Annotated in this window: 35 protein-coding genes and 1 tRNA gene; 6 read left to right on the forward strand and 30 right to left on the reverse strand. The window is 36.5% G+C overall.

Translation table 11 applies throughout. From position 1 onward, the window contains the following. Positions 1 to 16: 16 nt before the first annotated feature. From ACOQN3_RS04625 to ACOQN3_RS04635, 3 genes are all read right to left on the reverse strand, one after another. Entirely contained in the window at positions 17 to 187 is a 171-nt protein-coding gene (locus ACOQN3_RS04625; RefSeq protein ID WP_420545317.1) for a hypothetical protein, read from the reverse strand. Between the two features lie 226 nt (positions 188 to 413). Further along, positions 414 to 824, reverse strand: coding sequence for a hypothetical protein (locus ACOQN3_RS04630; RefSeq protein WP_420545318.1), 411 nt, complete (start codon positions 822 to 824; stop codon positions 414 to 416). 184 nt (positions 825 to 1,008) lie between these two features. Then, complete coding sequence (locus ACOQN3_RS04635; RefSeq protein ID WP_420545319.1) at positions 1,009 to 1,935, reverse strand: transcription initiation factor IIB; 927 nt, start codon at positions 1,933 to 1,935, stop codon at positions 1,009 to 1,011. A 208-nt stretch (positions 1,936 to 2,143) separates the two neighbouring features. On the opposite strand from ACOQN3_RS04635, the gene ACOQN3_RS04640 reads away from it, so the two are divergent. Then, the gene (locus ACOQN3_RS04640) at positions 2,144 to 2,680 is read left to right on the forward strand and encodes a 4Fe-4S dicluster domain-containing protein (protein WP_420545320.1); all 537 of its coding nucleotides are present in this window, start codon (positions 2,144 to 2,146) and stop codon (positions 2,678 to 2,680) included. A 53-nt stretch (positions 2,681 to 2,733) separates the two neighbouring features. On the opposite strand, the gene ACOQN3_RS04645 is transcribed toward ACOQN3_RS04640, so the two are convergent. Both ACOQN3_RS04645 and ACOQN3_RS04650 read right to left on the reverse strand, forming a co-directional pair. Beyond that, complete coding sequence (locus ACOQN3_RS04645) at positions 2,734 to 2,997, reverse strand: Lrp/AsnC ligand binding domain-containing protein (RefSeq protein WP_420545321.1); 264 nt, start codon at positions 2,995 to 2,997, stop codon at positions 2,734 to 2,736. Between the two features lie 143 nt (positions 2,998 to 3,140). Beyond that, a complete protein-coding gene (locus tag ACOQN3_RS04650) occupies positions 3,141 to 3,287 on the reverse strand; it encodes a hypothetical protein (RefSeq protein WP_420545322.1) in 147 nt (48 codons plus the stop codon). Positions 3,288 to 3,508: 221 nt separating this feature from the next. On the opposite strand from ACOQN3_RS04650, the gene ACOQN3_RS04655 reads away from it, so the two are divergent. Continuing rightward, complete coding sequence (locus ACOQN3_RS04655; RefSeq protein WP_420545323.1) at positions 3,509 to 3,658, forward strand: hypothetical protein; 150 nt, start codon at positions 3,509 to 3,511, stop codon at positions 3,656 to 3,658. Between the two features lie 2 nt (positions 3,659 to 3,660). Here ACOQN3_RS04655 and ACOQN3_RS04660 read toward each other — a convergent pair whose 3' ends face one another. Further along, positions 3,661 to 3,951, reverse strand: coding sequence for a hypothetical protein (locus ACOQN3_RS04660; protein ID WP_420545324.1), 291 nt, complete (start codon positions 3,949 to 3,951; stop codon positions 3,661 to 3,663). Between the two features lie 94 nt (positions 3,952 to 4,045). Between ACOQN3_RS04660 and purC the strand changes: the two genes are divergently transcribed. From purC to ACOQN3_RS04680, 4 genes are all read left to right on the forward strand, one after another. Next, the gene (gene purC / locus ACOQN3_RS04665) at positions 4,046 to 4,897 is read left to right on the forward strand and encodes a phosphoribosylaminoimidazolesuccinocarboxamide synthase (RefSeq protein WP_420545325.1); all 852 of its coding nucleotides are present in this window, start codon (positions 4,046 to 4,048) and stop codon (positions 4,895 to 4,897) included. Positions 4,898 to 5,263: 366 nt separating this feature from the next. After that, complete coding sequence (locus tag ACOQN3_RS04670) at positions 5,264 to 5,848, forward strand: ArsR/SmtB family transcription factor (protein ID WP_420544494.1); 585 nt, start codon at positions 5,264 to 5,266, stop codon at positions 5,846 to 5,848. A 45-nt stretch (positions 5,849 to 5,893) separates the two neighbouring features. Then, the gene (locus ACOQN3_RS04675; RefSeq protein WP_420545326.1) at positions 5,894 to 6,109 is read left to right on the forward strand and encodes a hypothetical protein; all 216 of its coding nucleotides are present in this window, start codon (positions 5,894 to 5,896) and stop codon (positions 6,107 to 6,109) included. Positions 6,110 to 6,233: 124 nt separating this feature from the next. Next, positions 6,234 to 6,638 (forward strand): PPOX class F420-dependent oxidoreductase, encoded by a 405-nt coding sequence (locus tag ACOQN3_RS04680; protein ID WP_420544492.1) that lies wholly within the window; start codon positions 6,234 to 6,236, stop codon positions 6,636 to 6,638. A gap of 57 nt (positions 6,639 to 6,695) precedes the next feature. Here the strand turns inward: ACOQN3_RS04680 and ACOQN3_RS04685 are convergent, their stop codons facing one another. The 24 genes from ACOQN3_RS04685 to ACOQN3_RS04800 form a co-directional block, all read right to left on the reverse strand. After that, positions 6,696 to 7,178 carry a DUF4352 domain-containing protein gene (locus ACOQN3_RS04685; RefSeq protein ID WP_420545327.1) on the reverse strand — a complete coding sequence of 161 codons (483 nt, stop codon included), beginning with the start codon at positions 7,176 to 7,178 and terminating at the stop codon, positions 6,696 to 6,698. Between the two features lie 505 nt (positions 7,179 to 7,683). Further along, entirely contained in the window at positions 7,684 to 8,133 is a 450-nt protein-coding gene (locus tag ACOQN3_RS04690; protein WP_420545328.1) for a DUF2299 family protein, read from the reverse strand. 132 nt (positions 8,134 to 8,265) lie between these two features. Then, positions 8,266 to 8,493 (reverse strand): hypothetical protein, encoded by a 228-nt coding sequence (locus tag ACOQN3_RS04695; protein WP_420545329.1) that lies wholly within the window; start codon positions 8,491 to 8,493, stop codon positions 8,266 to 8,268. Between the two features lie 3 nt (positions 8,494 to 8,496). Then, positions 8,497 to 8,748, reverse strand: a complete 252-nt coding sequence (locus ACOQN3_RS04700) for a hypothetical protein (protein WP_420544488.1) — start codon at positions 8,746 to 8,748, stop codon at positions 8,497 to 8,499. A 120-nt stretch (positions 8,749 to 8,868) separates the two neighbouring features. Further along, a tRNA-Asn gene (locus ACOQN3_RS04705) sits at positions 8,869 to 8,942 on the reverse strand. A 93-nt stretch (positions 8,943 to 9,035) separates the two neighbouring features. Next, positions 9,036 to 9,323 (reverse strand): hypothetical protein, encoded by a 288-nt coding sequence (locus ACOQN3_RS04710; protein ID WP_420545330.1) that lies wholly within the window; start codon positions 9,321 to 9,323, stop codon positions 9,036 to 9,038. 15 nt (positions 9,324 to 9,338) lie between these two features. Continuing rightward, complete coding sequence (locus ACOQN3_RS04715; RefSeq protein WP_420545331.1) at positions 9,339 to 9,896, reverse strand: 50S ribosomal protein L6; 558 nt, start codon at positions 9,894 to 9,896, stop codon at positions 9,339 to 9,341. Continuing rightward, positions 9,886 to 10,278, reverse strand: a complete 393-nt coding sequence (locus ACOQN3_RS04720) for a 30S ribosomal protein S8 (RefSeq protein ID WP_420545332.1) — start codon at positions 10,276 to 10,278, stop codon at positions 9,886 to 9,888. The genes ACOQN3_RS04715 and ACOQN3_RS04720 overlap by 11 nt, the downstream gene beginning before the upstream one ends. A gap of 9 nt (positions 10,279 to 10,287) precedes the next feature. Then, positions 10,288 to 10,467: a 30S ribosomal protein S14 gene (locus tag ACOQN3_RS04725; RefSeq protein WP_014963151.1), complete on the reverse strand. Its 180-nt coding sequence runs from the start codon at positions 10,465 to 10,467 to the stop codon at positions 10,288 to 10,290. Beyond that, a complete protein-coding gene (locus ACOQN3_RS04730) occupies positions 10,467 to 10,988 on the reverse strand; it encodes a 50S ribosomal protein L5 (RefSeq protein ID WP_420545333.1) in 522 nt (173 codons plus the stop codon). The genes ACOQN3_RS04725 and ACOQN3_RS04730 overlap by 1 nt, the downstream gene beginning before the upstream one ends. Positions 10,989 to 10,995: 7 nt before the next feature. Next, a complete protein-coding gene (locus ACOQN3_RS04735) occupies positions 10,996 to 11,712 on the reverse strand; it encodes a 30S ribosomal protein S4e (RefSeq protein ID WP_420545334.1) in 717 nt (238 codons plus the stop codon). Beyond that, positions 11,712 to 12,152 (reverse strand): 50S ribosomal protein L24, encoded by a 441-nt coding sequence (gene rplX, locus ACOQN3_RS04740; protein WP_420545335.1) that lies wholly within the window; start codon positions 12,150 to 12,152, stop codon positions 11,712 to 11,714. The genes ACOQN3_RS04735 and rplX overlap by 1 nt, the downstream gene beginning before the upstream one ends. A 6-nt stretch (positions 12,153 to 12,158) precedes the next feature. After that, the gene (locus tag ACOQN3_RS04745) at positions 12,159 to 12,581 is read right to left on the reverse strand and encodes a 50S ribosomal protein L14 (protein WP_299292338.1); all 423 of its coding nucleotides are present in this window, start codon (positions 12,579 to 12,581) and stop codon (positions 12,159 to 12,161) included. Continuing rightward, entirely contained in the window at positions 12,581 to 12,904 is a 324-nt protein-coding gene (locus ACOQN3_RS04750) for a 30S ribosomal protein S17 (RefSeq protein ID WP_420545336.1), read from the reverse strand. The genes ACOQN3_RS04745 and ACOQN3_RS04750 overlap by 1 nt, the downstream gene beginning before the upstream one ends. After that, positions 12,901 to 13,170, reverse strand: coding sequence for a ribonuclease P protein component 1 (locus tag ACOQN3_RS04755; RefSeq protein ID WP_420545337.1), 270 nt, complete (start codon positions 13,168 to 13,170; stop codon positions 12,901 to 12,903). Before ACOQN3_RS04755 ends, ACOQN3_RS04750 begins: the two co-directional genes overlap by 4 nt. Further along, positions 13,167 to 13,373 carry a 50S ribosomal protein L29 gene (gene rpmC / locus ACOQN3_RS04760; protein ID WP_420545338.1) on the reverse strand — a complete coding sequence of 69 codons (207 nt, stop codon included), beginning with the start codon at positions 13,371 to 13,373 and terminating at the stop codon, positions 13,167 to 13,169. Before rpmC ends, ACOQN3_RS04755 begins: the two co-directional genes overlap by 4 nt. After that, positions 13,370 to 14,125, reverse strand: a complete 756-nt coding sequence (locus ACOQN3_RS04765) for a 30S ribosomal protein S3 (RefSeq protein WP_420545339.1) — start codon at positions 14,123 to 14,125, stop codon at positions 13,370 to 13,372. The genes rpmC and ACOQN3_RS04765 overlap by 4 nt, the downstream gene beginning before the upstream one ends. Before the next feature lie 2 nt (positions 14,126 to 14,127). Then, positions 14,128 to 14,586 (reverse strand): 50S ribosomal protein L22, encoded by a 459-nt coding sequence (locus tag ACOQN3_RS04770; RefSeq protein ID WP_420545340.1) that lies wholly within the window; start codon positions 14,584 to 14,586, stop codon positions 14,128 to 14,130. 5 nt (positions 14,587 to 14,591) lie between these two features. Continuing rightward, on the reverse strand, positions 14,592 to 14,987 hold the full coding sequence (locus ACOQN3_RS04775) for a 30S ribosomal protein S19 (protein WP_420545341.1): 396 nt from the start codon (positions 14,985 to 14,987) through the stop codon (positions 14,592 to 14,594). 67 nt (positions 14,988 to 15,054) lie between these two features. Next, entirely contained in the window at positions 15,055 to 15,321 is a 267-nt protein-coding gene (locus ACOQN3_RS04780; RefSeq protein ID WP_420545342.1) for a 50S ribosomal protein L23, read from the reverse strand. Further along, a complete protein-coding gene (gene rpl4p, locus ACOQN3_RS04785) occupies positions 15,318 to 16,136 on the reverse strand; it encodes a 50S ribosomal protein L4 (protein WP_420545343.1) in 819 nt (272 codons plus the stop codon). The genes ACOQN3_RS04780 and rpl4p overlap by 4 nt, the downstream gene beginning before the upstream one ends. After that, a complete protein-coding gene (locus ACOQN3_RS04790) occupies positions 16,136 to 17,134 on the reverse strand; it encodes a 50S ribosomal protein L3 (protein ID WP_420545344.1) in 999 nt (332 codons plus the stop codon). Before ACOQN3_RS04790 ends, rpl4p begins: the two co-directional genes overlap by 1 nt. 90 nt (positions 17,135 to 17,224) lie before the next feature. Beyond that, positions 17,225 to 17,401: a hypothetical protein gene (locus tag ACOQN3_RS04795; protein WP_420545345.1), complete on the reverse strand. Its 177-nt coding sequence runs from the start codon at positions 17,399 to 17,401 to the stop codon at positions 17,225 to 17,227. Between the two features lie 262 nt (positions 17,402 to 17,663). Beyond that, entirely contained in the window at positions 17,664 to 19,055 is a 1,392-nt protein-coding gene (locus ACOQN3_RS04800) for a hypothetical protein (protein WP_420545346.1), read from the reverse strand. Position 19,056 lies beyond the last annotated feature (1 nt).

Here is a 19,056-nt window from a genome sequence, read left to right on the forward strand (position 1 = left end):
AATACATGTTATTTTTTTATCGCCTGACATCCCCAATTGTATGACAGATGGTGCATTTAAGATTTCTAACAAAAACTTCACTTGAAGGAGATGACAAATCAACATTGCTTGGAATTTCAATTATTGGGTTTTCCTTGCAGTATTTACAGTAGAGTTTTTCCTTTCTTAGCGTGATGTTTTGGTTCATAGGAATAATAACTGGTTTTAATATTTAAAGCCGTTAACTGCATCATATGCAGAAAATACCACATGAATCTCAGAAAAAAACAAATATGTTTTTTGGACATTGAAAAAACCTGCAATCAACGAGAATTTATGGACAACAGATTAAAGCAACCCCCCCATCTTGGGCAATTTCAGGTATCATATTATCCAATTTATCTGATAGATACTTGCAGGTTTAGAATTCTTGTCTATTCGATGCTTTTGTTTTGTATGTCCTTCCAATATGACTCTAACATTTTCAAGACTTTGGCATAAATCTTGAACTGTTCATCAGTTGTATTTTCCCAAAACTCTTGCCATTGCTGTATTGGTTTTTTTGCCAATTCAAAATTAGATTTTCGTATTGCTTGCGACCAATAATCCAAGAACTGCTCCATCTGAATTTCAGTATTTTGTTTTATGGTGTTTCTCCATGCCTTTTCAATCTGTTTTAGAATCTCAGAATTGGACTCTAGTGCTTTTTTCCAAACTAGCGTATAGTTTAGTGGGGCATCAATGTAATTTTTGTGCCAAAATTCAAAGCTGTTTTTCATGACATCAACCAAGTCACCACTTGACTGAAACACTGTATCTTGTGGCAATTTTTTATCTTCTTTCAAAACTCATCTCTATACTTGGTCGTTTTTTTGTAATAAAGCTTACATGTTGATTTTTGGGAATCGCTTGCCCTATCTTTAGGCAAATAATGTATTCATTGTTAACTGATGCAAGCTGCACAGTTTGTTTGGCATTCAAGCTAGTATTTTGCCATTATGGATATTGTTATGTTTCCTGCAGATTTCTTTACACGACAGACAGGGCCTTGTTTAAGACAAAAAGTGCCTTTCTGATTGACGGCGATGACACTCGAGTCTTTTCTGCAATTCTAGTCTGCGGAATGTTCTCATTGTTGGCAATGCATGCGATATACAATGCACCTGCGCAGACTACGGCTGGTTTTGAGCCAGACAAGATGCGTTTTGAGTTTGCCTGCTTTAAGATGTCAAATGCATATCTCTTTGTCTTCTCTTTTACTTCCAACACGCTGCAAAACTTGGAAAGACAATCCAATGGATTTGCAAGTTCTGGTTTGATATCAAGATGATCAATTAGGATCCTGTAGCAGCTTGATAGCCTCTTTTTTGTAATGTTTAGGGTATTTGCTACCTCATCAAGGGACCATGGAATTCCATTTTCTCTGCATGCGACATACACTGATGCGGCCATTATTTCAGCCGTGCCTCGTCCTCTGATCAATCCCAAAGAAGCTGCCTTTCTATAGGTAAATGCAATGTGTTCTGTAATTGCACTTGATAATCCAAGTTTTTGTTTGACCCCGTCTAGTAACACAAGTGCCGATATCAAGTTACGTCCAGACGCCTTTGACTTGCTGCGACTATCCCACACTCTCATACTTTTGAATTTTGAAATGGTCTTAGATGATATGCGTCTTCCAGCAAAGTCAATATTTCTTGCACCTATGTTCGTGTTTAGTCCCTTGTCATAGATTGTCAATGATGATTTAGGACCCGTCTGAGAGTTGCTCAAAAATCCATCCAAGTTATGTGTTGGTTTGGAATCCGATCTGACAGTTCCTTCAGTCAATACCTGACCGCAAGGGCCGCAAATTATCTCTCCTCTTTCCTCATCTGTAACCAATCCTTTTTGGTCATGATCACAGACAAGAGAAGTGAGTCCATTCCTTTTCTGATTATTTTTTTTAATTACCATTATTATTATCCCAAATTATTTTTGAATCTACAAAAGAATTTTTTACTATATTTTATTCCTCTAAGAGCGTAGTTATACTACGTTACCATTGTACTTAAACATGACAATACATCTGAATCTTTATTATTCTCATTCTCTAGAATTAGAATGAATGTTAGTGTCAACTAACTTTAAGCGAGATTAAATACAAAGCCGGCATCAGTTAATCATGCCAATAGCAGAAAACTTTCCTGAAGGCCTAAAACCAATTGGAAAGATTAACCATTCAGATGGAGAGCACTTTCACTTTATGTGGGGTCCTGGTAGAGCAGATGCCGAAGCATCCAAAAACGAAGATGTGAAGAAAGCATATGCGACCAGAGGAGAAGAACAGGTTCCTTTAGGGATTAGTGGTACAATGATTGCAGTTGACTGGGACTCTTGTGTTGCAGACGGCGCATGCATTGAGGCCTGTCCAGTACAGGTATTCCAGTGGTATAGAACAGAAAAAGACATCCCAGCAAAAGATGTTGTTGGTCAAACTTTTGATGGTACTGGAAGTGATATCAAGGATGAACGCAAGGATTTAACTGACAAGGCAGATCCAATCAGAGAGCATGACTGTATCTGGTGCATGGCATGCGTTTCTGTTTGTCCTCCACAGGCAATCAAGGTTGATCAATCTAATCAGGAATTTCATGAAAAGGAAGCTGGAACTTTTGTACAGATGGAATCTGATTCTGCTAATCCACATGCACACGATTGATTTTGCTCTATTGTCAAATGTGAACCCGGAAAAATTTTTTAATCATTAAATCATTATCTACCGTCTGTTTCTTGGTCAATGCTTCCGCCTTGGCCATACAACACATGTATCGTGTATGTATCAGTAACGTCCGGATGGTTTCTTAGTCTTTTGACAACCTCGTCAACTCTTTGAGTGTCATATGTTTCAATCTTTAAAATGACGTCATGTTTGCCCCAGACTCCATTTATTTCTGTTATCTCAGATAATTCCTTAAACTCTAAAATAAGACTATTTTCACTACCCGTATTGCAATTGACGAGAATGTATGCTTGCATACACTAAGTAGCGTACAAGATAGATAAAGATGATGACAAGCTTAATCTCAAAGACATCAAAAAAAAATATTCATGTTGTTTTAATCCATTTTTGTTCTGATGATCTCAGCGTTTTTTAGTCCGTCAAATTTTTCAAATGATGCTCATCTGTCTAAATTTCCAACACCGCTATCTGCAGACACCTGTTCATAGTTATTGGTGTGGCAATTAGGACATACTCCCCTTGAAAAATTTTCATAGTATACAGTTCCACAATCAGTGCACACTCTCAAATCTTTTACATCTATCATACACTTGATCAGATTTTATGTAGACTTAAGCATGTTGATGTAGTTTAGATGTTATGTATTCACAAGAAATTCTTTTATCCACCGTGATTAATTATGATACTTGTCTGACAAAACTGAATAAACTGTATAATTCCAGATTTAGGGTTGAAAACTTTGAGCAAAACCGTGTAAAAGAGACTCTACTGGTTTCTATAGTATCGTCGCAAGGATGAAAATAAGACATGAAATACAAGTGCAGGACATGTAAAAAAAAGTGCAATAACATTCCAAAACACATGATAGAGCAGCACAACTTTTCAAAAAAACTTGTAGAGGAACAACTCAAATCAAACCCAAACTGCTACAACAACTCCTTTGAAGAATTAGAATAATTCTATAGTTTTTCAACATCTATTGAAAAATCTGCAACAGAAAGTGACTTTCCACACAAAGGACACCTGTTAGAAAAACTTCCCATTGTGTCTTTTAATGATCTGAGTAGTTTCATGGTTTTTATTATCTTTCCACAATTACCACATTCGATATCTACGGACAGAGTGTAACTAGTAGAGATGTCGATATAACATTTCATTTTGATTAGTTTTAAGGAATCAGTAAAGATTTCCAATGGAAGAGAGGCTTTTTGTGTAAAAAAAATTCCACGTGGGTACGAAATTATCGCCACTAACTATATCCCCGTACACGTTGTACTCCTGCCTGAATTTGAACCCATAATATAATAAAAAATGATTAAATTCCGAATATTCTTAAAAAAACCATTGAAGTTTATTGGTTCAGGCAAGGTAAAGGATCTATATGATCCAGAAAACAATGATGACACCATGCTTTTCAGATTCTCAGACAGAGTGTCTGCTTATGATGTAAAGTTTGCTGAAGATATTCCAAAAAAAGGGCAAGTACTTTGCAAGTTTGCAGAGTTTTGGTTTGATGAACTGGATGTACCAAATCACTTCATAAAAACAAATTCAGACAATGAAATAGTTGTCAAAAAAATGCAGATGCTTCCAATTGAATGCGTTGTTAGAGGATACTTTTATGGAAGCCTTGCAAAGAGATGGGAAAAAAATGAAATCACTTTGCCTGAAAACACAGACACAACTTTGGCTGCAAAGCTTCCACAACCTATCTTTGATCCTACGACAAAATCCGAGCACGACATTCCAATTGACAAACAAAAAGCTTTAGAAATGAATCTTGTAACTGAAGAGCAATACAACTGGCTAGAAAAAACCTCACTTGACATTTACAAAAAAATGTCCGACATTGCAGATGATGCAGGATTCATCTTGGCCGATCTAAAACTAGAGTTTGGAATACTGGATGGCAAAATAACCTTGGGCGACTCCATCGGACCCGATGAATACCGTCTATGGTCAAAGGACACATACAAGATTGGGGATATTCAAGAATCCTTTGACAAACAAATACTACGAGACTGGCTTACTGCAAACGGATACCAAAAAAAGTTTGATGATGCAAGAGACGCAGGAGAAGATCCAGTAGCACCAACAATTCCTCAGGAGATAATTGAAAAGATGACTATGCGTTATGTTACAGCATACGAAAAGATGACTGGAAAGACACTTTCCTATTCATCAAACCAATGTTGACTGACAGTCAAGCCTAAACCAGTCCTCTCAACTCGAATCGCCTTTTCAGGGGATATTCATTTGCCGGTATTTTGCCCCTTTTTGACACAAAAGCTTTACAGCTTGTGATTTTTGGTGATTTTTTACATTCTTGATATTGCTATTGATTTTGTTGATGCAATACAATGTAGATTATATCAAAACAATATTTATCAATATATTATCAAGATAATCAATGTACTACCAAATAATTTGATACACTATCATAATTTTGATAGTGGTATAACAAAAACTGTACAGCAATTACCTACATTAAAAAAATTGATCTGTTTGGCCAAAAAATATGATGCTGTTAACTTTTAGCTTTCATCAGAATCATACAACAGCATGTCAACACTGTTAGAAAAACCCGTAATGGTAAATCGTACCGTTACGACAAGTATTGAACAAGCGCGTGCAATGGATGATCCTGCGCGGATAAAGATAGTTCAGTTGCTGTACAAAAAATTGTTAACTGCTGCACAAATTTGTCAACACCTGAAAAAATCTGGACACGTAAAAGCATTGACCACTGTAAGGCATCACTTGGACATACTAAAGGAAGCAGGTCTGATTGAGATTGCAAAGATAGAAGAGACACGAGGCGCCGTCACAAAATACTATAGCACATCAACCAAATTGCTTGGATATAATGTCCCCGAAGATTTTGACACAAAATATTCTTCTGCGATAAAAAACACATCAAAAAAGCTCGAAGACGTTTTAGACACCATTGCTCCAAAGGCAACTCTAAAATCAAAGCAAAAATCCGACCCGTTGTACTCACAGTATGTACTCATGGAAATAGTCAACAGGGCCATGACTCGAATTATGGAAAAATCCAAAACAGCAGCGACAACAACGACATCAACTGCTTCTGCACCGCGAGCTCAAAAAAGTGGTAACACTCGACAGAAAATGACAAAAAACTGACAGTTTGATGCAATGCTAAAATATCACATGGGGTGATGTAGAGCAATGTTCAGAGTATTCTATACTCAAAAAACCGAACAATTGCTCAAAAAAATGGAGTTGATCCATTGGAGGGAGCTTACCAAGCAGACGCTAGAGCAAAAACACCAGGATTTATCTGACAACTGGAAGACCTGTGCCATAGGAGAAAGAATTCGCAGAGGGCGCAGACCTGAAAAACATCAAAGATTTGAGCCCAGAGGCAATAAGACTGGGCTATGAATTCTCAGTTGCAATGCAACAAAGAGACAACCAGACCGCAATTGAGATTTTGACAAAAATTGAGAATCTAGATACAATCTGGAGGCATGAATTATAAGCAAAATTTGCGCAATTTGGTGTAATTATGGAACAAAAGGCAATTGATCTGTTTGGAGCAAAAAATTTGGTCTTTATTGCAACTGTAATGAAGGATGGCTCGCCTCAAGTGTCGCCTGTATGGGCAAATTATGAGGATGATTACATAATGATAAACACTGCTGAAGGCAGAATCAAGCACAAAAACATTCTTCGAGACCCACGCGTGGCAGTGTCAGTTGTATCAAAAGACAACCCACTTGACATGACCACAATTCGAGGCAAAGTCGAAGAGATTATTCCAGACTATGACTACAAGCATGCAGATAGGCTAACAAAACAGTACATGGGAAGAGACCACTATCCATTCAAACGTGATGATGAGAAGAGAATCATCCTCAAGATAAAACCTGGCAAAGTCTTTGTGCTTCCAGAACTAAAGATGCAAGAGTAACAATTTCCAATATTTCTAATTTCGAATTTAGAAATATTGTAATTCAAGCAACGAAAATCAACAGTTTGTTATGCATACTATTGCAGTATCTCTAGTTGGATGCTCTTTTAGTGGTTTTATGATTACCTCGTAAGTTTCTTGTTCATCAAAGGCAATGTCGAACTGTGTGGTCTTTTCTAATGCCTTTCCAGGTGCTAACAACTCTCTTCCTAGGTCCTTTGGTGAGAATTCTCCATATACTGCATTGTATCTTTTATTGTCTTTTATGATGTAAAACTGACCGCCAGAAATGACAGTTTCTGAGTTACTGATGTTTTTTGCAGTAATTTTTACCTGCAAAAACGTGTTTTCAGGCATTGTATCCTTGTCACCATTGTGTGTTTCATCAAAAGCAACGGTATATTCTACAGGACCTATTGTGACTGCATCGCTACTGGTTACCCTGATTATGTTCACGTCATTTTCTATAATCAAATACATGGAAACTGCAATTATTGGTAGGATTACTCCTATAACTAGCAAAATACCTATCCTTGCCACAAAAATATCATCATTTTTTGGTATATAGTTGATACTGACTCTGTATTTTGAATGAACTTATGATAAAATATGTAGAAATTCACTAATACGTTAAGATCTACTTGAATTAAACATACTTTGTATCTGTACCAGGGGGCTTTTGAAACTAAATTCCCGTTCAAATGAACAAATGTCCTTTACAACAAGACGTAATCTGAGAATATGGTTCATCAAAGACTCTAAAAATAGAATTTTTGTTTGCCAACCCCAATAATTGAAAAATTATAACAATTATTCAATTTGTGCCTAGAAGCTAAACCCCCTTGTAAATTTGGCATACTTAGGCACAATGCCAATTTATTGATTTGAGGTGTTTTCAGGGGGGGTTTAACATTCATGCCTATATTGTCAGGCCAACCCCCAAACCAGCCCGATGTCTCATCTAGACATGTCTGATCTTTTTGAATTGTGCCTAGAAGCTAAACCCCTCAAAATTTTAAATCATTTTGGCGTATATTCAGATCTTTTAAAATGTCTTCATCAAAAATCTTGATGTTTTATCATACATCTCTGAGACTTTGTCCATTGCATCAAATACTGTTTGCTGATTGATGTTTTCTTTATCATCTAATACTACATAAACTCCAACTTTTTGTTTCCCGTCTTCTGTGATTATCTTGCTTATTGCCTGAATAGAGTAACAATAATCTGATACTTTTTTCTCAAATTGCTCCTTTTCATCTTCATTAAATCCCAAATATCTTGCAATTTGATTATTTTTCATCACTACCTTTGCACCGATAACAATTATTCCTGGTTGTGCACTTGGTTCGAATACTTCGATTGGAATTCCGGACTGTCCTGCATGTTTTATCAGAATTTGAAACAAATTTTCTTTGCTTTTTACTTCTTCAAAAGACAATCCTTCATGAATCAACCATCTTTCAACATTGTCTCTCATTCTTGACTGACTCATTCTTTTCAAACTTTTGTTGATGTTCTATATGATTCAATTCGGCAAAAAGACACTAAATATAGAATGTTTCTAAATTCGAAATTAGAAATATATGAGTTTGACGTAAGAAAGCTATGGGAAATCTTGCACACACTAAACATTGACATTAAATCCAGGATCAATGCCTGGTACTGATGATGCAATCACGATATTGAAAATAATGCCTATTGCCATCATTATAAGACCAATATACAAACAATTTCTTGCTTTTCGCGGATCGTCTTTACGAATTATCAAAAATGCAATTACTCCGCCTATCATCCCCGCCAAAATTGGAAGCAAATACCATGCACTGCTTCGTGGTTTTTCTGGATATGACATGATCTAACTATGTTTTACAGCTATTTTTTTCTGTAACTGTGTAATTTCTATTTCTACCGTCTCTAATGGATCTTCAACTTGATTGCGTCTAATAGAGAACATCTTTGGTTTCTCAAAGTCGTCTGTACAATCTGGACATGCATATACTAGTACTCTGTGTTCATTTGGCGCCTTTGGATTTGATAATCGTGGATAGTAGACCAGTCTAGCACCACAGTCTACACAATATCTGTTGGCTCTTCTAGTTCTGGCCAATGTAAACCTCCTGCACTATTAGTGATATGCGATCTTCTATTAGATCTGTTTTGTCTAATAGAGTACACAAATTACTGTTAAGCGATCAATATTTCTAAATTCGAGTTTAGAAATAAAAAGCGCCGCCCATCAGACTTGAACTGACGACCGTCCGATTAACAGTCGGATGCTCTACCACGCTGAGCTAGGGCGGCAACAAGTTTGTACCTAGATAAAAGTGATTTAATCCTTACTAACCTGTTTTAGCACAAATCATGACTGAAAATGTGTTTTTTGGGTCTTTTAGACTAGTTGAATTTATTGAAAAATTCTTTGATCTCTTTGGAATAACTCTCAACCAGCTCTACTATTTCCATGTGCTCTTCTGCTGTTGGTTCCCTTTTGTGGACAATTTGAAAAGCACTAAGTGCAGAGCCTACCATCTCCCCCACAAAAAAACCACACAAAAAATCACCTACATTTGCACAATCCCAGGTTTCTCCGACTCTTGGTGATGCACCTGCAGTTTTGTAAAGCTCTAAAGTTTGTGTGATTAAATCCGTTGTTTGCTTTGCAAACTCAGCATCAAGAGTCATTTAAAAAAACTAGTTTTACTTTTCTAGGCCTTTCTTCTTTTCAAAGACGTAGATGCCATCTAAGAATACTCTGTGATCTTTGTTCTTTACTTTTGTCTTTAACTCTATGTTTGCAGCAGTCTGTGTAATATCTGTCCACACCTCGCCTGTCAAAATAACATCTTCTCCTTTTGGAACAACTTTGGTGTTTCCAACAATCTTTGTTTCTCTTGGTGCACGCTCTCCCTGAAAGTTTTCAATTAGAATTTTTTTTCCTTCTACTTTGACCGTAATTGGAAAGTGAGCAAAGACTACTTTCATTTTAATTGTGTATCCTTCAACAAGACCTTCGCAAATGTTTCTGATTATTGATCTTGCAGTGTGTAATATCGCATAATCTCTTTTTCTCTCTCCTTGAGCTTTTAGAGTAACTTTGTTTTCTACAATTTCAATGTCTACTGGAATGCTTCTGAAACTTTTGAATGTCTTTCCTAATGGGCCAACAAAAGATAACATGTGTTTTGTTTTTGTTACAGTTACTCCTTCAGGAATTATTACTTCATCTTTTAGTTTTTCCAACTGACTAGTAGACATATCCTATCAAAAATCCCCCTATTCCTTTTTGTGCTGCATCGTGATGAGACATGACTCCTTGATTTGTTGTAACTAATAGCATTCCTCTGTTGTATGCTGGTAGGTATTGTTGTTCCCAGTTGTTGTACTCATCATTTTTTACTTTGAACCTTGGAGATATCGCACCACATTTTGTTATCTTTGCCATTAATTTGATTTTGAATTTACCTCCTCGCTTATCGTCAATGTGCTCAAACTCTCCAATGTATCCGTCTTTTTGAAGAGTTTTGAGTACTTCTATACCTAGTTTTGATGTAGGAAGAATTACGCATTCTCTTTTTCTTCTTGTCTCATTATTGTAGAGGGTTACAAACAAGTTTGCTAAAATATTAGTTGATGGCATCTTCTTTTATCACCTATTTTTCCTAAATCCTAAAGATGTTGCTACTTCTCTGAAGCATCGTCTACATAACATTAAATCATATTTTTGAATAACTGCAGTGTAATCCCCGCATCTCTTACACCATCTTGATCCTCTTCCAAAATCATGTTTTTTTCTTCCTGTAAATTCATAGGATCTATCTTTTGCCATTATACTACCGTCACTCCAAACTCTTTTACTAGATAATCCTTTGCTTCTTGACTTGTGATGATATGTGATTTTCCAACACTGGCTTTGTGTTTACTTCTTCTTCTAATTCCAAAACCTGGTCTTGTTAGTGTCACCGAAATTCCCAAACCTAAAATTCCAATCTGTGGGTCGTATTTCACACCTGGAATGTCTATGTGTTCTCTTATTCCAAAAGAATAATTTCCAAAGTTATCAAAAGATTTACCATTTACTGTATTGCCCTTTGCTTCTAAAAGTCTCTTAAGTAACACTCTTGCATCTTCACCTCTAATTGTAACCGCAACTCCTATTGGCTCTCCTTTTCTTACACCCCAATCTCTTTGTGTCTCTTTTGCTTCTCGTGCACATGATCTTTTACCTGAAATTTGATCAAGTGCTTTTTTGGACACTTCTATAATGTCGCCTGATTTTCCAACTCCCATGTTAAGAACTACTTTTTCTAGTGATATTTTTCTCATTGGAGATTCTGTTGTTTGGGACATAATCTAATCACTTTAATTGAATTATTGGCTCCTCTTTGCCTACTGCCATGATGATGTCTGCCGGAATCTCAATCTTTCTGTCTCCTAATGCAAGTATGACTCTTTTTTGAAGAATGAATGTTCCATCTTCTACTGCTTCTACTTTTCCTATTTGACCTGCGTTAATTCCACGTGTTACTAATCCTTGACATCCTGCATCTAACTTGATTACTTGAAGAATTTTTTGTTCTGGTACTTGTATTAGACATGTGTCTCCTACACTTACTGCCTCATCTGAAATAATTGAGCGTCCATCATGGAATCCTATCTGGGTTCTTCCTTTATTGATGGTAGTCTTACTTGTCACTCTTGCAATCTTTTTTGTTTTTTCTCCATCGTTGATCTTTACTGGCCTTAGTATCTTTCCTTCTGACGGAACCATTCTGTAGATGTCTGTTGTGTTTTCCAACTCTACTACATCCATCAATCCAATTGCGTGGTGAAGTGATTTTCTTACAACTCCGTCAATTTTTACCCTGCCTGAATATATGGCAGCTTTTGCTTCTCTGAGGCTTGTGACAATTTTTAGTGTGTCTCTGAGAAATACTGCTGTTGGAACTGAATAGTGTTTATTATGAGGACCTGGTCTTACTGTGATTACAAATCTCTTGTCTTTTCTGGTGATTCCCCAGAACTGTGGGGCCATTTGACGCTTGAGTTTTTTACTTCCTGAAATGCTTACCATTAATTCTCATCTTCCTTTTTTTCTGATTTTTCTTCTGTTGCTTTTGTTTCTTTAGTTTGCTGCTGTGTTTGGGATTGCTGGCTTGATTTGTCTTGACGACCTTCAAGTTTTGCGACTCTTCTCTTATCTTCTGTATTAAGTGATGTAACAACAAGATTTGATGAATGAATGTAAACATCAAATTTATCGCCTTTTGTTTTCTCTTTTTTTACTCCTTCAATTGCAACACTGCTTTTTTCTGTAGATATTTTGGCAACTTTTCCATCTACGCCTTTGAATTCTCCTCTAAGTATTGTAACATTGTCCCCTTCGACTACCCTCACACTTCTCTTTCCATATTTTTTACGAAGATCTTTTGACAATGCACTTCCAAGCTGTTTGCTTCTGGTTTGCATTGTTGCACGATAAATCATACTGTTGCGCATTTTAGTTGGTTTCATCTTTTCTCACACCACCATTGATGCCAAGTTAGCTACTCTTGGCCATTTTTCCGAAGCTTCTGCTGCAACTGGTCCTTTAATGTCTGTTCCTTTTGTTTCTCCTTCTGGAGTGATTAGAACTGCTGCATTATCCTCAAAACAAACTCTTACACCGTTTAATCTACGAACTGCATACTTTTGTCTAACAATTACCGCACCATAAACTTGTTTTCTAAGTTCGGCAGGACCTTTTTTTACCACAACGTTACAAAAGTCACCTACTGCTGCTGCTGGAAGTCTTGAAACTCTTGTCTTGTGTCGTGGGACATTAATTACTTCTAGTATCTTTGCACCTGAATTGTCTGCACAAACAATCTCGGCACCAACTGGAATTGATCTTGTTACATAAGGACGGAATTCTTCTACCCCTTTACCTGCTTGTTTTGCCATTATTTCCTAACCTCCACTACTACATATGAAACTGACTTTGAGATAGGTCTGCACTCTGCAGTCAAAACATGGTCTCCTAGTTCTACATCAATGCAACCTGGAACATGTGCATGAATGGTACTTTTTCCTCTTGCGTATCTCTTAAACTTGCTAAAGTAAACTGGGGCCTCTTTTTGTAATGTGATGGTTTGTTTTGCCTTGTTTCCTGTTACCTTTCCATCAAAAAGCTTTCCTCGTATGGACAAGTTTCCATGAAATGGACAGTTCTTGTCTTGGCATTCTCTTTGTGGTTCCTTTACACTTAATCCTATATTTAACGTCATGCTTTTGCTCCTATTCTATCAAATGGTCTTTTTGCAATTTTTGTACCATCTACTATTACTGTATCTTTGTTTTCCAAGGTAAACTTCCAATGACTTTGTGCCTTTGGAATTGACTTTACTACTTTGTTTGTGCTTATTGTAAACATTGATTTTGTTTCATTGTTGATTCTTCCATTTAATCCTATAATCTGAGGATTGCTTGATTGTACAATCTCAGCGTTCATTCCGATAAACTCATGTGAGTAAATATTTTCAGCCGTTATCATTTCTCTTTTTTCATCTCGTTTATTCTTGTTAACATTCTTGCAATGTCATGTCGTATTGGCTTTAACTTTCCGCTCTCTTTTCGTAGTGTGCCTTTTGATGCGTCAACTTTGAGTTTTGCAAGCTCGCTTCTTGATTCTTGAATCTTGCTTCTAAGATCTTTTTCATTTAGCTGTCGTATTGTTTTCATGCTTAATCTTGTCATTTGAGTTTGGCCTCCTCTTCTTCTAGTGTATCTAGTTCTTTCATTTTTTCTTCTTCTAGTGCAATTTGTTCTGATTCTGTTCTTGCCTTTCTTTCAGCTTCAGTTTCGTCTCTCATTTTTCCTGTTGTTTGATCTTGAACTTGTTTTGCTTTCTTTTGTTTTTCAGTTTTTATCTCAAATTCAGGTACAAATTTTTCTTTTCTTGCAATTCTTATCCTGATTCCGATTAATCCCATTGCTGTTTGTACATGTGCAATGTCTTCATCAACAATTACCTCTGCATGGTGACCTGCTCGTGGCAAAATACCTGCAGTGTGTTTTTCAAATGCAGAACGATCCCCTCTTAATTTACCTGATATTGTAATTTGTACTCCCATTGCACCATTTTCCATTATCTGTTTTAATGTCCACATGGTGGCACGTCTAAATGCTGTACCTCTTTCTATATGTGAGGCCATTCTGTTACACATGACACTTGGTGATAATTCTGGCTTTTCTATTTCTACAACTGAAATTTGTGGATTTTTTAACTCAAAGTCTGTTGCTAATTTTTCTGTAAGGTCTCTGATACCTGAACCTTTTCTTCCAATTACAATACCTGGTCTTGTTACATGCAGTGCAACTCTAGTTCCTGTTGGGGTTTTTGATATCTCTGCATGTGAAAAGCCTGCCTCTTTAATTGCGGCACGAAGATAATCTTTGAGAAGCATCATGTTGTAGTTGTCTTTGATTACGTTCTTTACTGCAGACATTTCTAAATCTCCTGGGCCACCAATTCCACATGTGTTAATACGTTATTTTTTGGAGTTGCTCTCCCCATTGCTCTCGGGGTGAATCTTTTTATCAAGACTCCTTTGTGTACTGTTGCATTTACAATTTTTAGTCTGTCCAAGTCCATTCCTTTGTATTCTGCATTTGATTCTAGGTTATCTAAAACTTTGATAAACTCTTTTGCCGTTTTTTGTGGATATCTTCCTGACATCATACCTGGGTCTGCTTTATGTCCTACTTGATTTTTAAATCTTCTAAATGCAACTGCTCGTTCTTTTCCAATTACTGCTTGCAGATAGTCCCTTGCCTTTTCAATTGACAATCCCTTAATTGCGACTGCAACTTCTCTTGCATGTTTGTGAGAAATACCTTTTTCTCTTAACGACGAACGTACATGTCTTGTTGAATCATAATTTTGGAAAGCGTAACCGAATCTACCCATAATGATCACTTTAGTGGTACGTAGAGACTGGATCGTGATGCTCCTACACCTGGTGCACCATGAGATACTCTCTTGTTTGTTATGACATATTCTCCAAGATAATGGCCAATCATTTCAGTTCTGATTGTAACTGGCATGAATTCTTTTCCTGAAAAAACATTTACCGTAACATCTACCATGTATGGTAGGATAATAAGATCTCTTACATGAGTCTTGATTGGGTTTTTTACTTTGCCTGCTTTTGCGGCTTTAATTTCTTCAATTAGTTTTCGTTTACCGTCTGTAATTCCTCTTGTTAGTGATCTTCTTTGTCTTGCATTGAATAGCTGGAATAATTTTTCTAGTGACATATTCTCTAATTCCTCCTTTGGGATTCCTCTGTATGAGAACTCTTTAACCATTTATTGCCATCCTCCAATCATTCGCTTGCTGTCCATTGTTTGTATTCTTCGAGTTTTATGGTCCATATTATAGCATTCCTATCTTTGTTGCCAAGTCTCTTGCTTTTTCTGCATTTTCAAACTGAACAAATGCCTTTTTGCCATAAATTGTTCTTGCAGTATTCACATTGGTGACCTTTTCGTTGTATAGTGTTTTTACTGCTTCGGCAATTTGCGGTTTACTAGATGATCTTTCCACGATAAAACAAATCTTACTTTCACCTTCAACCATTGCAAATGTTTTTTCTGTGATGTATGGCTTTAGAATTATCTTGTTTGCTTGATCTACGTTCATTGTGTTTTCACCATAATCTCCAGATGTGTTGATTTTATTTTTGCAATCTCTTCAATTGCAGATTTTGAATAAACTGTTAATCTAATTGGATCTGAACCTGGGGCTAAATCTAAAACACTTAGTTCTTTGGCATTTCTTGCTTCTACTCCCGGCAATACACCTATCGCTTTTGATAACTGAGAAGAATCTTTTGTTACAAACAAAACACTCTTTCCCACTTTTTTACTTCTTCCTCTAAGTAATGATTTTCCAGAACGTGATTTCCTTGACTCTAATCTCTTTACATCTTGTGTGAGTTTCAAAGATTCTAGAATCTTGACCATGTCACTTGTTTTTGAAACTGATTCAATATCGTCTGATACAATAATTGGAAAAGATTCTATTCCTTCTACTTTATGTCCTCTTGATTCTACAAGTTCTTTTGATGCTGTAGCAGCTATTGCTGAACAAAGTGCTAGCTTTCTTTCTTTCTTGTTTAATTTTTTGTAAATTACTTTCTCTACAATTGGTGGATGAGCTTGCCTTCCCCCTCTTGTTGATGCGACTTCTGCACCCTGACCTTGTCTTCCACCACCTCCTCCTCTAGCTCTGGCTACACGAGATACACCTTGACCTGTTGGAGGATCGTTGGAATCTGCAACTACGTCCATACCTGCAGTTGGATGTCTTCCTTGTGGTTGGAATTTATGTGAATTAAGATTAGTGAATGCCTTGTGTATTAGCTCTCTTCTGTAGGGAGTTGAGAATACAAGTGGGAGTTCAATTTCTCCTTCCTTTGTTCCACTTGTTGTGTATGTTGGTACTGTAGATGCCATTATACTACTACCTCCAAAATATTTGGTTTGTTAACTTTTGCAGGAGCGTTTCGTATCTGACTTCTTAGCTTGATTAATCTTCTATATGTTCCAGGAACTGATCCTTTGAGAATTATGAAATCTCCTTTAACTAATCCAAAATGTTTGTATCCGCCATCAGGATTGATCTTGATTTTACTTTCTCCCTCTTCTGTATTGCCCATAATCATAATTCGTTTATCATATTCTACTCTCTGATGAAATCCCATCTGTCCGGCTCTTGGTACTGTATACATGACACTTTGAGGGGATATTGGTCCTAATGATCCAAGTTCTCTTACTGTCTTTCTTGATTTGTGTTGTTTCTTCTTAGCACCAAATCTCTGAATGACACCTTGCCATCCTTTTCCTTTGGTGATTGCTGCAACATCTACACTTGAACCTGTTTCAAAAATCTGATCAATCTTTATCTCTTTTCCTAACAATTCTTTGACATGTGAAAATTGTTTTTGTATGTCTCCTCCACTTACCATTGCCTCAAAGATGTATGGCTTTTTTTGCTCTAGTCCTGCTGCTCGTGGGGAGACTGCAACAATCGCAAAGATTTCTTTTATTTTGCCTAGTCTTTTTTCTGCATTGTCCATTGCCCCTTCTTTGTTTTTCAATGAAACCTCTTTTGCTATGTTTTTTGGAAGGTCTTCAGCAAAAACATCAAATTCTGCATGCATTCCATCATGATCTTTTGAATAACCTCTAATACCTAAAATCAAAACTGGTGGTGTTGCTAAAACTGTTCCAAGACTTACTAGTTGTTTACCTGCATTTGGAGTCTTTTCACGATCATCAATACTTACAACTTGAACGCAACCTGCCTTAAATCCACAATGTGCTAGTATCTTTGGTTCCTCTGAATCATTTTTTGGCCATGCTCTTATTCTTGCTTCCATGCTTTTAGCACGACCTCTAGGTGAGTATGCAAGACTTCCTCTACGTGGCTGATGGTTTTTTCTAGCACCCATTGTTAGAATCGCTCTTAGTTGCCCTCTATTAAACTATTTGAGTTAGTGGTTAACCAAGAAATTTTGTTTGGTTAACCATCTATTCCTAAATCATGGAATTGGTTCAAAGATCTCAGAGACTGCACTCCAGATTGTATATGTGCCAATAATTACTCCAAACGCGCCAATTCCAATTGCAAATAAAAAAAAATTTTTTCGTTCAGCCATCTTTCTTCCTATCTGTATTTTTCTTCTTTGTATTATTGAGGCTATCTCTTTTTTGTGCATTGATTATTGTTAAGTGGTCAAAAAAGGTACATTGATTCAAACTGATTCTTGGTTTCTGACTCATCTTCTGGAATATTCTAGAAAATTAGGGTGTATAACTATTGATGTTACGTCAGGTAAGGAATTCAAAATTTCTGTTTGATGCTCCAACACAATTTAGTTACAACGAAGGAAATGGACAGAAAATTCAATTCCACTACAATGGGAGTCGAGATTATTCAGATTCGCATATCATGTATTGTCAGAAACAAATACCGAATTGTTATTTTATCTTTAGCACGTGAAGTGTCCAATCATCCAGCAACATTGAGTTTCGTGGGACCCATTTTAATTGACTACCATTCAATTCAACATTTTCATATTCATAATAACCAGGATAATCACCCAAATTGTATGTCAGGCCTCGGGAATACTTGTCAAATTCTTTTTTATCATTCTCTGCAATTGCTCGGGCCTTGTAATTTAGAGGGCATTGATCCTTCATACAGTCAAATATCACTTCCCCATACCTGTTCTCCAAAATAAATCTCACATCATCCATGTAGATATTGTTGGCTATCTGCCTGGAAAGTTCAGTAAGATCTACAGCAGTAGATACAATCAAGTCTGTCTTGTCATCTTTGGGTTCCAGATCTACTTTTGTAACAACTGCAAAAGAATAATCAATGGTACCTGTAGATGCATGAATATCGGCAAGCAAAAAATCAATATCTTTCATAAATGAACATGACAACAATTCACGTCCAACATTGTCTCGGTCCATCTCTTTCAGATACGCATACGCAACAAAAACACAAGGATCGTCATATTCCATCACATATACATATGCAGAAACAGGTGTAGTCTGAAATTCTTTTTCAAAAATCCCTGTATGATTGACATCATCCCTTAACCGTTCAACAAACAAAGTGGTAGATTCTTTCTCATTCATTGAATCTGTAAGCAGAGACGTTTCCACATCATAAGATGATTTTAGCATAGTAGCCACAGTATGTGTTCCAAACATGACATCATCCATATTATGATATACTAGAGATTCAATTATTGATGTCTGCATTTTCATTTCGGATTCATCAAAATAAATTGGCAGAATTACGATTAACGTAAAGAATATTGAAAACAGTGTAATTGCTATTGCAATTGTTGACAGAGTCATTCTGAATTGCTTTTTAAGTTTTGTAAGTTTCAGGTAGCGAGAGGCAACCGATTCAGATGCATCTGCCTGGTTTGACTCTGAAGAAGATACAAACAATTTCAAAGTTTTTATGGTTTTTTGTATTGTTTCATCATCTATTTCAACATCATTTGAAAATGGATTCTCAATGGCTCGATTTTGAGAAATATCAAATGGTGGGTGTTGTTTTATTTTTTTAAACAGTATGTATGGTTTGTTAACTGCATTTCGTAACCCTAACTCGTAAAACACGTTTGGGTTTTCATCATGCACATCTGCTATTACAAGATCATCTTCTTCCAAATGTTTTACAATACTTCGGGTGATTTCATGCGGTTCTGCTATATGATCTGCTCTTGTGACGCTATAATCCATTTTTTCCAGCGTAGGCCTGATCACTTTTTCCAAAAGATTGTCTGCCTTTTGTCGTTCTGGACTATCACCACTTCCAATCGATGAGATGACAAAACATTTTTTCACG

Source organism: Candidatus Nitrosopumilus sp. (assembly GCF_965223225.1).
Lineage (GTDB): Archaea > Thermoproteota > Nitrososphaeria > Nitrososphaerales > Nitrosopumilaceae > Nitrosopumilus.